This window comes from Pallidibacillus thermolactis (assembly GCF_025660415.1).
In the GTDB taxonomy this organism is placed as follows: domain Bacteria; phylum Bacillota; class Bacilli; order Bacillales; family Caldibacillaceae; genus Pallidibacillus; species Pallidibacillus thermolactis.
The window spans coordinates 1-11,178 of sequence record NZ_JAOUSE010000076.1 but is presented as its reverse complement, the minus strand read 5'-3'; the positions used below and the strand labels follow the sequence as shown (position 1 = coordinate 11,178).

Here is an 11,178-nt window from a genome sequence, read left to right as displayed (position 1 = left end):
GATAGGTCCGAGGTGGAAGCACGGTGACGTGTGGAGCTGACGGATACTAATCGTTCGAGGACTTAACCAATTGACAACAAACTTGGTTTACTTGCCTTGCGTTATCTAGTTTTGAAAGAATGAAAAAAGTACTTGCAAAAAAATAAGAATTATGTATAATAAATAATGTCGCTAACGAATGAATGTTTGTCGACAACTGTCCGGTGGCGATGGCGAGAAGGTCACACCCGTTCCCATCCCGAACACGGAAGTTAAGCTTCTCAGCGCCGATGGTAGTGAAGGGTTCCCCTTTGCGAGAGTAGGACGCTGCCGGGCTAAATAAAATTTAATATCATTCCGCAGTAGCTCAGTGGTAGAGCAATCGGCTGTTAACCGATCGGTCGTAGGTTCGAATCCTACCTGCGGAGCCAATTTGGAGAGTTGTCCGAGCTGGCCGAAGGAGCACGATTGGAAATCGTGTATACGCTAACCGCGTATCAAGGGTTCGAATCCCTTACTCTCCGCCATAAATAACGATGGCCCCTTGGTCAAGTGGTTAAGACACCGCCCTTTCACGGCGGTAACACGGGTTCGAATCCCGTAGGGGTCACCAATTCTTGGAGGATTAGCTCAGCTGGGAGAGCACCTGCCTTACAAGCAGGGGGTCGGCGGTTCGATCCCGTCATCCTCCACCATGAATCATCCAAATGATGATAATAATATTATCGCGGGGTGGAGCAGTCTGGTAGCTCGTCGGGCTCATAACCCGAAGGTCGTAGGTTCAAATCCTACCCCCGCAATATTGGTCCGGTAGTTCAGTTGGTTAGAATGCCTGCCTGTCACGCAGGAGGTCGCGGGTTCGAGTCCCGTCCGGACCGCCATGAGAATTTATAAACGGTTCAGTAGCTCAGTCGGTAGAGCAATGGACTGAAAATCCATGTGTCGGCGGTTCGATTCCGTCCTGAACCACCATTTCCTTTAAAATTTGATTATATCATGTTATAATAAATATATGTAAGTTCCACTCAAATAAAAAACAAATTTAAATTTATCAATTTATAGTGTATTTGCCGGTCTAGCTCAATTGGTAGAGCAACTGACTTGTAATCAGTAGGTTGGGGGTTCAAGTCCTCTGGCCGGCACCATTACTATAGTGGAGGGGTAGCGAAGTGGCTAAACGCGGCGGACTGTAAATCCGCTCCCTCAGGGTTCGGCGGTTCGAATCCGTCCCCCTCCACCATATATAGGGGTATAGTTTAACGGTAGAACAGAGGTCTCCAAAACCTCCGGTGTGGGTTCGATTCCTACTACCCCTGCCATTTTTCATTTATTTAAAAACTTATATGGCGACCGTGGCGAAGTGGTTAACGCATCGGATTGTGGCTCCGACATTCGTGGGTTCGATTCCCATCGGTCGCCCCATTTTCCATTATTGGGCTATAGCCAAGCGGTAAGGCAACGGACTTTGACTCCGTGATGCGTTGGTTCGAATCCAGCTAGCCCAGTATTTTTTGCGGAAGTAGTTCAGTGGTAGAACACCACCTTGCCAAGGTGGGGGTCGCGGGTTCGAATCCCGTCTTCCGCTTATTCAAATTGGCGGCATAGCCAAGTGGTAAGGCAGAGGTCTGCAAAACCTTTATCACCGGTTCGAATCCGGTTGCCGCCTCCATTATTTTTTCTTTTTTGCCGGTGTGGCGGAATTGGCAGACGCGCACGACTCAAAATCGTGTTCCGTAAGGAGTGTCGGTTCGACCCCGACCACCGGTATCTTTAAGTTATAACGAGCTAAATTAAGCAACGATAGAACACTCACAAATGTTGATTTATCAATGTTTGTGAGTGTTTTTTTGTTTTTTGGGAAATGGGAAAGAGGTTGAAAAAGGGTAGGATTTGAATTTGTTTTACACAAGGAAATTTGACATAGTATCTGCAATTTATTCAACTTGAATTATATTTTTATTTTATTTAGTGAGTAGGTGGAAGAAGGATTTTTTTACAACAATAACTAAATTAGTAATGGAAAAAGTAAAGTGGTGTTGACATTGAACAATATTATATCTGTACAAAATTTATCAAAAGTACACCGAATCCCCAAAAGAGAAAAAGGTTTTTTAAATGGAATCAAAGGACTAATAAAAACCAGCTGTAACTGAAAAAGTAGCATTAAAAGATATTCATTTTGAAATTGCTGAAGGAGAAATAGCAGCGTATATAGCTCCAAATGGAGCAGGTAAGTCAACTACAATTAAACGATTGACAGGACTACTACCTTCAGGTGGTCAGGTATCTGTAAAAAATCTTAATCCATTTAAATATAGAAAACAACTTGCTCAGATTACAGGAGTCCTATGGGACAAAGAAGTAATTTGTGGTGGGATTTTCCCTTAAAAGATTCTTATGATATGTTAAGAATAATAATACAAAAGAAAATATGAAGAGTGGTCAAAATATTTAATTGAGACAATAGGGATAGAAGAATTATTATCACAGCATGTTCGATTACTTTCTTTAGGACAAAGGATGAAAGCAGAAATAGTATCTATATTTATACAGAAACCAGAAATAGTATATTTAGATGAGCCTACAATAGGATTGGATGTCGCAACGAAACAGAAAGTAACTGATTTTCTTATGCAAATTAGACAAATTGATTTGCCTTGTTTGTAATTATTTTTTAATATCTGTACATGAATAGCAGTCATTACTGTTTTATTGAAATACGTTTAATAACTTTTGTTTTTTATACTCAACTATATACGTTGAATAAGCTATATAACTAATTGTTACGAAAGGAAGATATGTTATGGAAAATAAGTACAAGGAAAAAAAGAAAATTAATATGATCATTTCTATTATTTTTATATTAATTGGAATCATTACTATAATAAGGCTACTTGGAAAATAGTAATATCAAATGCCAATCCCCTCTATTTCCACAAAAATGTTACTTCAAGACATAACAACGTTTTAATTTAAATCTTTAGTAAGATTATTGGATCCGATAAAAAATGTATACACCTTCATTGACTTCATATTTTTCTATTATTTCGGTAAACTATCATAATTGTGCCAAAAAAGTTACAAGAAAAAATTCATTATTCTATCCAATGTACATACATTTCTTTGGTGGCATCAGCTCATTTATCCACGGCTAAAAATAAGGGAATATATATCTTTAAATGGTTCTTTCTACCTAAATTTCAAAACGGTAAAGAAGTATTGAAAGTTATATCGTTACAATTTCTTGTGAATATTGTGCCAACATTTACCAGTGTAAATTTCATGCTGTCTAGTCTATTATTCTTAAAATTTTTTAAAAAAATAAATTGACATGAACACTGTTATCCTTTACTATTAATTCCAGCATAAATAAAGTCTATCTCCATCTTATTAATAACCGCTGAGACGAGGGGTCAATGATGCGGTGGCAAACCAGTTTTGTTCATATGAACAAACAAATATGGGTGCCCAACCTGAGCGCAAAGCTTTGAAAAGTTTTGCGAACAATAAGAGGATAAGCAGCTGATATTAATCGAAGCTTTCCTTAGGTTGTTGGGGAGAGCTTTTTTTGTGCCATAAATATAAAATTGGAAGGAATGGTTAATGTTGGCAGAAAAAATTTTGTTTACGTCTGAGTCTGTTTCAGAAGGACATCCTGATAAAATCGCAGATCAGATCTCAGATGCAGTATTGGATGCTGCATTAGAACAGGATCCGTATGCAAGGGTGGCCTGTGAAGTCTTTACAACAACAAATACAGTAATCGTAGGAGGAGAAATTTCTACGACTGCTGATTTAGATATTGAAAAGATAGCACGTGAAACTCTATTAGAAATAGGATATACAGATGATAGATTTGGAATTGATGGTCGTACTTGTGATATTCAGGTACTTGTTCATACTCAATCTCCAGATATTGCAATGGGGGTTGATCGTTCAAGCGATACCATGGCCATTGGGGCAGGAGACCAAGGAATTATGTTTGGATATGCAACGGATGAAACTCCGTCTTTAATGCCGCTTGCGCTTGAACTAGCCCATACACTAGTGAAGAAAGCATCCCAATTACGTAAAAGTGGAGAATTTAAATGGGCACGTCCAGACATGAAATCGCAAGTTACGATTGACTACACGATTCAAGATCAACCGAAGATTGACACCATATTAATGTCCGTTCAACATGATGAGGATTTTGATGAAGATGTATTCAAAACCTTTGTTATCGAAAATATCATTAAACAAACAGCACGAGAATTTAACTTAAATGATTCATTCCGAATTTTGATTAATCCGACAGGGCGTTTTGTTGTTGGTGGTCCGCATGGAGATACTGGTTTAACTGGGCGAAAAATTATAGTTGATACGTATGGCGGTGCAGCAAAACACGGTGGTGGTGCTTTCTCTGGAAAAGATTGTACAAAAGTTGACCGTTCAGCAGCCTATGCTGCTCGATATGTTGCTAAAAATATTGTGGCAGCAGGTCTAGCTAGGAAATGTGAAATTCAGCTTTCTTATGCGATAGGAGTTAGTGAGCCGATTAGTATTTCAGTTGATACATTTGGAACAGGAACCGTTCCACATGAACAATTACTAAAAGCAATTCGCGAAGTTTTTGATCTAACACCAGCTGGTATTATAACAATGCTTGATTTAAGAAGACCACAATTTAAACAAGTAGCCGCATATGGTCATTTTGGAAGAGAAGAATTGGATGTGGCCTGGGAAAAAACAGATAAAGTAAATGAACTACGGGAAGCAGTAGCTCAGTTTGAACTAAATGGGGTTGGCCAATAATGAACGAGGTAAAGGAGTTTTCCACGCAGAGAACGTCGCACATTAGTCAAGAGCAAATGCCATTATTTAATGCACTCGTTAATTATGCCAATAGTGATGTGGTCCCATTCGACGTTCCCGGACATAAAATGGGCGCAATGATGAATCCATTGAAGAAGGCATTAGGGGAAATGGCGTTAAGAATGGATGTTAATTCGATGAAAGAACTAGATTTACTCAGTCATCCAAAATCCGTTATTAAGGAAGCCCAAGAATTAGCTGCTGAAGCTTTTGGTGCAGACCATGCGTACTTCTTAGTGAATGGAACAACGGTAGGAATACAAGCTATGATTATGGCAGTCTGTAAGCCAAATGAGAAGATCATCGTGCCTAGAAATGGTCATAAATCCGTCATGGATGGGATTATTTTGAGTGGGGCCAATCCGGTATTTATTCAGCCAGAAGTAGATTATCATTTTGGTATTTCCCATGGGGTATCGGTTGAAAATGTGGATAACGCAATTAAGGCGCATCCAGATGCAAAAGCACTTTTAATAACATATCCTACTTATTTTGGAACGATGACTGATTTAACAAAAATTTGTACAATCGCCCATGAACACGATATAACCGTTATTGTCGATAGTGCACATGGCGCACATTTGAATTTTGTTGAAATGGTTGACCCGATTTCGGCTGGCGCTGATGCTGTAACCATTAGTATGCATAAAACTGGGGGCTCTTTAACCCAGAGTTCATTATTATTGTTAAAAAAGAATCGGATAAAACCAGAAAAAATTCAAAAACTGTTAAGTATGCTTCAATCCACAAGTGCGAACTATCTATTAATGAGTTCATTAGATGTAGCAAGAAGAGAACTGGTTCTATATGGAAAAGAACGATATCATCGCTTAAAGCCAATTGTTGAAAAGGCGATACGTGAAATTGAGTCGGAAACCCATTTTGAAATATTAAAGGATGAGTATGTTTCGAAACATTTTCACCAAACCCATGATTGGACAAAATTGGTTATTCGAGTGAATGGGATCGGTTTAACAGGTTTTGATGTTTACACATTATTAAAGAAAAAATATGGGATACAAATGGAACTAGCAGAAGGATATGTTGTCATGGCAGTCATCACAAGCTCTGATACGGAATATTCGATTGGAAAACTCGTTTCTGCCTTGAAATATATTGATAATAACTATGGGGAAAAAATGGTCGTTATGTCTCCACATGTCACTACTGATCAAGTTAATGAGTTGATTTTGAGTCCAAGAGAAGCCTTTTATTGTGAACATGAGCAGCTTGCAATCGATGACTCGATTGGTAGAGTCAGTGCAGATACATTAATGATCTATCCACCAGGAATCCCACTTGTAATTCCAGGAGAATTAATATCGCAAGAGGTAGTGAAACAGTATCATTATTACAGACAATTAGTCGGTGATGTTTTAACAGAAGCAAAAGAAAAAAATTATATTACAGTAGTAAAGGAGAAGATATAGATGGGGTTAGCATTATCGACATTAGGAAGACATGTATTAGTTGAGTTTTACGGTTGTCCAAGTGAAATTATTGAGAATAATAAATTAATCGAAAAAGTTATGAATGAAGCTGCAGATTACGCAGGAGCAACAATTGTAGAATCGGTATTTCATCATTTTAATCCGTATGGTGTATCAGGTGCAGTTATTATTGCCGAGTCACACTTAACCATCCATACTTGGCCAGAATATGGGTATGCTTCTGTTGATATTTATACTTGTGGAGATTCAGTCAGTCCATGGAAGGCGGCAGAATATTTAAGTGAAAAATTAAAAGCAAACAGGACTGAATCATTTGAAGTACCTCGAGGAATGGTCGATAAAATTAAACAATTTGCTGAACGTGATATTAAAGAAGTCACAGTTAAATAAGTTGAGGAGAGGGAGTTTAATTATGAATTGGTATACTGAACAATGGAGTAACGATTGTAAGTTTTCGATTAAATATAATAAAGTTTTGCATAGCGAAAAAAGTGCCTATCAACAAATTGATTTTTACCAAGGCGATGAGTTTGGAACCTTCTTTACCTTAGATGGATTGATGATGGTGAACGAAAAGGACGAATTTATTTATCACGATATGATTGTCCATCCAGCCTTTGCAACAAATCCGTCAATTAAAAAAGTATTAATTATTGGCGGTGGTGATGGTGGAACTGCCCGTGAAGTACTTCGTTACAAGACAGTAGAAGAAGTTGTTATGGTAGAAATCGACGAACGTGTTTTCCGTTTATGTCAAAAGTATTTACCAATAACAGCAAAAGGAGTGGAAGAGGATAGCCGAATGCAGCTTCGTTTTGAGGATGGATTGGCATATGTGAAAAATGCTCCAGATGAATCTTTTGATTTAATTATAGTGGATTCGACTGACCCAATATCTGTCGGCGAAGGATTGTTTACAACCGCTTTCTATCAAGAATGTTATCGAGTTCTGAATAAAGACGGTATTTTAATTAACCAGCATGAATCGCCATATTTTGCAGAAGATGCGTCACATATGAGAAGAGCCCATAAAAAAATTAAAAGTATCTTCCCTATTGCGAAAGTGTATCAATATCATATGCCAACTTATCCTTCTGGGCATTGGCTTTTTGGTTTTGCTTCTAAAACCTATGATCCTATTAAAGATATTCAAGCAGAAGAATGGGAAAAATTTGGTTTGAAAACGAAATATTATAATACTGATTTACACGTAGGATCATTTTGCTTGCCAACGTATGTGAAGGAGGAACTGGAGCGAGATGAATAAACCATTAAATGTGAGCACTTTTATTGGCTGTGAAGAGACGTATGAAAAAGCAGATGTCGTATTGTTTGGTGTCCCATTTGATGGTACAACCAGTTTCAGACCAGGAACCCGTTTTGCAATGCAAGCCATTCGAACAGACTCATACGGATTAGAGACTTACTCTCCATACTTAGATAGAGACTTGGAAGAAGTATCAGTCTTTGATGGAGGAGATTTGGAATTACCTTTTGGTAATACGAAAAAGGTTCTCAATCAAATTCTGGAATATAGTCGAGAGGTTGTTAAAGACGGGAAGAAATTTTTAATGGTCGGTGGCGAGCATTTAGTGAGTCTACCTACTATTCAAGCAGTCTATGAAAAATATCCAAATTTACACGTGATTCATATTGATGCCCATACTGACCTTCGTGACGAGTATTTAGGAGAAGAGCTTTCTCATGCGTCGGTTATTCGTCGTTGTCATGATTTTCTTGGAGATGGACGCATTTTCCAATTCGGTATCCGTTCCGGTATGAAATCGGAATTTGAATGGGCAAAAAAACATACGTATTTGGAACGTTTTTCGCTTGATACATTAAAGGAGCAAATTGAAAAACTAAAAAATGTCCCTGTATATGTAACGATGGATTTAGATGTTCTTGATCCTGGAGTTTTTCCTGGAACAGGCACTCCTGAACCAGGCGGTATTACGTATCGGGAACTATTGGATGCAATCATGCATTTACAACAATTACAACATATGGTAGCAGCGGATATTGTAGAACTTTCTCCTCATTATGATCCATCTGGTGCTTCTACGGCTATTGCATGCAAAACAGTAAGGGAAATGTTACTAACGCTTGCAAAATAAATAATGGTCATCTTAGCAGAAGTTAACTCTTTCGTTAGAGTTCTTCTGCTTTTTCTATAGGTTATTTAAATTGTTAGTGGCAAATATTAAACTGAAAATAATATATATTTGGTTATTCAATATACATTTATGGCAAAATTGAATGGGAAGGAAATATGAGCAATGTGTTTTACAAAAGAATTTTTGAAGAATTAATTATAGCGCGGGCTTTCCATATTTAAAATAGAAGTGAGGGACATTAATGGTATATTTATTAGTTGGCATAGCAGGAGCATTAGGTGCGATGGTTAGGTATATCATTGGCTTAGTATTGTTTACCAATGCCATGTTCCCAATGGCAACTCTAATCATAAACCTTATCGGAAGTTATTTGTTAGCATGGTTTACGACCAATCTGTTCCAAAGAATTGAAGTTTCTCCTGAGTTAAAAACTGCTATTGGAACTGGTTTTGTTGGTTCCTTTACAACATTTTCAACATTAAGTGTTGAAACAATAAATTTATTTAGAAATGGATTGATCTATATGGGGATTCTTTATATTCTTTTCAGTTTATTTGGAGGGCTCTTGATGTGTCGATTAGGTTATAAACATAGTGTAAAGGAGAAAATGTTATGATGGGCGTCCAAATTTTATTAATTGGGATTGGAGGATTTTTGGGGGCAATCGCCCGTTTTTTGATCAGTCAAATAAAATATCATAAACGCCCCAACTTTCCGATCGGTACATTTACTGTGAACGTAACAGGTGCTTTTTTATTAGGAATCATTACAAGTATAAAAGCTGATATGTTGATTACGCTTTTGATAGGAACAGGTTTTTTAGGTGCTTTTACTACCTTTTCAACAATGAAATTAGAAATGCTACAGTTATATTTTAAGAATAACAAAAGGCATTTCCTATTTTATATCCTATTAACTTATGGCGGCGGACTCGTATTAGCATATCTCGGGTTCTTAATTGGTACTATATATTTAGTTTGAATTTAGCCCAAATCAGGTTTAAGCTGCTGTCCAATAACTCATAAAAAGTGGATTTTGAAGGGAGCGTTGGCGGCGACTTCAGTGGGAACACTAAAAGTTTATGCCGAAAAGCGTCAGCGTCAGGCATACGAGTCGAAGCTTTGCAAACATGTATGCATGCTTAAGGTGGCTGGGGCTATGCCACTGGATGTTGCCGATCCATTTTTCCAAAATCAGACTTTCTGGACAGCCCCAGCGGTGGCCAATTACTTCAACGTTACCTTTTTATTGGTTAGATCGGTTGAAGGGATGACATGTAAATGATGATGATGTGTTATCCATTGTTTTCCATTGAAAAATCTCGAATTTTCAATCTACGCTTTTTTCTTTGTTGTGCATTTTCATATAGTTGTTTTTCTTCCTCGGTTTCTGGGATAATTCCGCAAACCGGAATTGGGCGTCCTTCCTCATTCACAGCGACCATAGTAAGGATAGCAGTGGTTGTTGTCGTTCTTTCACCTGTTCCTAAATGTTGACATTCTACTTTTACGTACACTTCCATCGACGTTCTACCTGTAGAAATAACGATGCCTTCTAAAATTAGAATATCTCCTACTTTAGCAGATGATAAGAAATTTACAGTGTCTATTGAAGCTGTCACTACTGCAGTTCCGCTATGCCTCATCGCTGTAATAGCAGCAATTTCATCAATATAGGCTAAGACTGTCCCTCCAAAAATTGTTCCTAAATGATTAGTATCGGGTGGCAAGACAAGCTTTGTTTGAATTGTTTTTGAAAAACTAGTAGGTAATGTTTTCTCCATAATATATCCCCTTTTCTGAAAAAGTTATCGAGATTCACTTCGGGAATATAAAGTTGGGAGAATATATGAAAAATAAAAAACCCATTAAGATGGATGGGTTTCATAACGTGGTTATGATTAAAAATGAAAGAATCCCCTCGTTATATCTTCCCAACTCCCGAAGAAGATAATACGTATAATAATGGCAGGTCTCCTGACTTATGCTTCCTCCTACTCTAATTCCTTCCCATCCGAAGACAGTGGATCCATTATTTCGTCAGCAATTACAGTTGCGGGTACAGTTCTGGATTTTCACCAGATTCCCTATTAAGTCTTAATAGACACCATTATTATTGGCGATGATCTATATTTATTTTTTAAAAAATAAAAAGTTTAGCAATTATATAATTAAATATATTATATAACTCTATCTTTAGCAACTTTTTACTATAGATACCAGGTCATCGTATTCATTTCACTGTTAAATTCATTTTTTTGCATAAATTGTTCGTTGTCGAACAATTAGCTGAAACATCAATGAAAAATAAGGGAGAACTATTGCATGACCTTAAATCAATAGTTCCTAATACTTATGATAAAGGGTGACCTATATTCTCAATGGGAGGGAAGTGATAACTGTACTTCCTTTTCCGAAAACCGTTGGTAGAAAATATGATGAAATCTATTATGAGATGGCAAAAAACTTTTGTGGAGAGACTGTTGCAGATAAATCGCGCATCTGAAGATCAAATATTTTACCAAAAAGTAAGAAAAACGGTTGGTTTGTATGGTTTAGATACCACTAATCATATACTAAAAAATTTTAAGTCTACAAACATAGTGGAAAATGAACAGGAAGCTCTTCAATGTTTTAACCTAACAAATGAAATAAAGGGGGCTGTCCGAAAAGTCAATTTTTAATTGACCTTCGGTCTAGCCCTTTTGCTATTTAATGGTACAAAAAAATCGTCCTTTTTTGTAGAATGAAATGTAGAGACAACATTCAACAGAAAGG

8 protein-coding genes, 15 tRNA genes, 1 rRNA gene, 1 pseudogene and 2 riboswitches are annotated in these 11,178 nt (G+C 37.4%); of the genes and pseudogenes, 24 read left to right on the top strand and 1 reads right to left on the bottom strand.

What is annotated here, in order from left to right:
- The first annotated feature begins 199 nt into the window (after positions 1-199).
- The 24 genes and pseudogenes from rrf to crcB (OEV82_RS15250) all read left to right on the top strand — a co-directional run bounded on the left by rrf (position 200) and on the right by crcB (OEV82_RS15250) (position 9,382).
- Positions 200-315: ribosomal RNA gene (gene rrf / locus OEV82_RS15360) — 5S ribosomal RNA — on the top strand.
- A 20-nt stretch (positions 316-335) separates the two neighbouring features.
- A tRNA-Asn gene (locus OEV82_RS15355) sits at positions 336-410 on the top strand.
- A gap of 4 nt (positions 411-414) precedes the next feature.
- Positions 415-506 (top strand) — tRNA-Ser (locus tag OEV82_RS15350).
- A gap of 11 nt (positions 507-517) precedes the next feature.
- Positions 518-592: transfer RNA gene (locus tag OEV82_RS15345), tRNA-Glu, on the top strand.
- Between the two features lie 6 nt (positions 593-598).
- Positions 599-674 (top strand) — tRNA-Val (locus OEV82_RS15340).
- A 31-nt stretch (positions 675-705) separates the two neighbouring features.
- Positions 706-779: transfer RNA gene (locus tag OEV82_RS15335), tRNA-Met, on the top strand.
- A gap of 4 nt (positions 780-783) precedes the next feature.
- Positions 784-860: transfer RNA gene (locus tag OEV82_RS15330), tRNA-Asp, on the top strand.
- Positions 861-875: 15 nt separating this feature from the next.
- Positions 876-951: transfer RNA gene (locus OEV82_RS15325), tRNA-Phe, on the top strand.
- 97 nt (positions 952-1,048) lie between these two features.
- A tRNA-Thr gene (locus tag OEV82_RS15320) sits at positions 1,049-1,124 on the top strand.
- Positions 1,125-1,134: 10 nt separating this feature from the next.
- A tRNA-Tyr gene (locus tag OEV82_RS15315) sits at positions 1,135-1,219 on the top strand.
- Between the two features lie 5 nt (positions 1,220-1,224).
- A tRNA-Trp gene (locus OEV82_RS15310) sits at positions 1,225-1,298 on the top strand.
- 27 nt (positions 1,299-1,325) lie between these two features.
- Positions 1,326-1,401 (top strand) — tRNA-His (locus OEV82_RS15305).
- A gap of 11 nt (positions 1,402-1,412) precedes the next feature.
- Positions 1,413-1,484: transfer RNA gene (locus tag OEV82_RS15300), tRNA-Gln, on the top strand.
- Between the two features lie 8 nt (positions 1,485-1,492).
- Positions 1,493-1,564 (top strand) — tRNA-Gly (locus tag OEV82_RS15295).
- A gap of 10 nt (positions 1,565-1,574) precedes the next feature.
- Positions 1,575-1,648: transfer RNA gene (locus tag OEV82_RS15290), tRNA-Cys, on the top strand.
- A 16-nt stretch (positions 1,649-1,664) separates the two neighbouring features.
- Positions 1,665-1,746: transfer RNA gene (locus tag OEV82_RS15285), tRNA-Leu, on the top strand.
- A 405-nt stretch (positions 1,747-2,151) separates the two neighbouring features.
- A pseudogene (locus OEV82_RS16225) lies at positions 2,152-2,646 on the top strand (ATP-binding cassette domain-containing protein).
- Positions 2,647-3,363: 717 nt separating this feature from the next.
- A riboswitch (SAM riboswitch) is annotated at positions 3,364-3,492 on the top strand.
- A 90-nt stretch (positions 3,493-3,582) separates the two neighbouring features.
- Positions 3,583-4,773 (top strand): methionine adenosyltransferase, encoded by a 1,191-nt coding sequence (gene metK / locus OEV82_RS15280; protein ID WP_173660046.1) that lies wholly within the window; start codon positions 3,583-3,585, stop codon positions 4,771-4,773.
- Positions 4,773-6,263 carry an aminotransferase class I/II-fold pyridoxal phosphate-dependent enzyme gene (locus tag OEV82_RS15275; RefSeq protein ID WP_263062357.1) on the top strand — a complete coding sequence of 497 codons (1,491 nt, stop codon included), beginning with the start codon at positions 4,773-4,775 and terminating at the stop codon, positions 6,261-6,263. Before metK ends, OEV82_RS15275 begins: the two co-directional genes overlap by 1 nt.
- Positions 6,264-6,674: an adenosylmethionine decarboxylase gene (gene speD, locus OEV82_RS15270; RefSeq protein WP_173660043.1), complete on the top strand. Its 411-nt coding sequence runs from the start codon at positions 6,264-6,266 to the stop codon at positions 6,672-6,674. It abuts the gene before it with no gap.
- A gap of 22 nt (positions 6,675-6,696) precedes the next feature.
- On the top strand, positions 6,697-7,551 hold the full coding sequence (gene speE / locus OEV82_RS15265) for a polyamine aminopropyltransferase (protein WP_173660041.1): 855 nt from the start codon (positions 6,697-6,699) through the stop codon (positions 7,549-7,551).
- The gene (speB, locus tag OEV82_RS15260) at positions 7,544-8,401 is read left to right on the top strand and encodes an agmatinase (RefSeq protein ID WP_173660039.1); all 858 of its coding nucleotides are present in this window, start codon (positions 7,544-7,546) and stop codon (positions 8,399-8,401) included. The genes speE and speB overlap by 8 nt, the downstream gene beginning before the upstream one ends.
- Positions 8,402-8,642: 241 nt before the next feature.
- A complete protein-coding gene (gene crcB, locus OEV82_RS15255) occupies positions 8,643-9,017 on the top strand; it encodes a fluoride efflux transporter CrcB (RefSeq protein WP_173660037.1) in 375 nt (124 codons plus the stop codon).
- Entirely contained in the window at positions 9,014-9,382 is a 369-nt protein-coding gene (gene crcB / locus OEV82_RS15250) for a fluoride efflux transporter CrcB (RefSeq protein WP_263062356.1), read from the top strand. Before crcB (OEV82_RS15255) ends, crcB (OEV82_RS15250) begins: the two co-directional genes overlap by 4 nt.
- Before the next feature lie 313 nt (positions 9,383-9,695).
- Here crcB (OEV82_RS15250) and OEV82_RS15245 read toward each other — a convergent pair whose 3' ends face one another.
- Positions 9,696-10,184, bottom strand: coding sequence for an acyl-CoA thioesterase (locus tag OEV82_RS15245; RefSeq protein ID WP_173660035.1), 489 nt, complete (start codon positions 10,182-10,184; stop codon positions 9,696-9,698).
- A 166-nt stretch (positions 10,185-10,350) separates the two neighbouring features.
- A riboswitch (cobalamin riboswitch) is annotated at positions 10,351-10,527 on the bottom strand.
- Positions 10,528-11,178 lie beyond the last annotated feature (651 nt).

Excerpts from the sequence above, each read along its gene's own strand:
- crcB (WP_263062356.1), top strand. The coding sequence starts at position 9,014 with ATGATGGGCGTCCAAATTTTATTAATTGGGATTGGAGGATTTTTGGGG.
- metK (WP_173660046.1), top strand. The coding sequence starts at position 3,583 with ATGTTGGCAGAAAAAATTTTGTTTACGTCTGAGTCTGTTTCAGAAGGA.
- OEV82_RS15245 (WP_173660035.1), bottom strand. The coding sequence starts at position 10,184 with ATGGAGAAAACATTACCTACTAGTTTTTCAAAAACAATTCAAACAAAG.
- crcB (WP_173660037.1), top strand. The coding sequence starts at position 8,643 with ATGGTATATTTATTAGTTGGCATAGCAGGAGCATTAGGTGCGATGGTT.
- OEV82_RS15275 (WP_263062357.1), top strand. The coding sequence starts at position 4,773 with ATGAACGAGGTAAAGGAGTTTTCCACGCAGAGAACGTCGCACATTAGT.
- speD (WP_173660043.1), top strand. The coding sequence starts at position 6,264 with ATGGGGTTAGCATTATCGACATTAGGAAGACATGTATTAGTTGAGTTT.
- speE (WP_173660041.1), top strand. The coding sequence starts at position 6,697 with ATGAATTGGTATACTGAACAATGGAGTAACGATTGTAAGTTTTCGATT.
- speB (WP_173660039.1), top strand. The coding sequence starts at position 7,544 with ATGAATAAACCATTAAATGTGAGCACTTTTATTGGCTGTGAAGAGACG.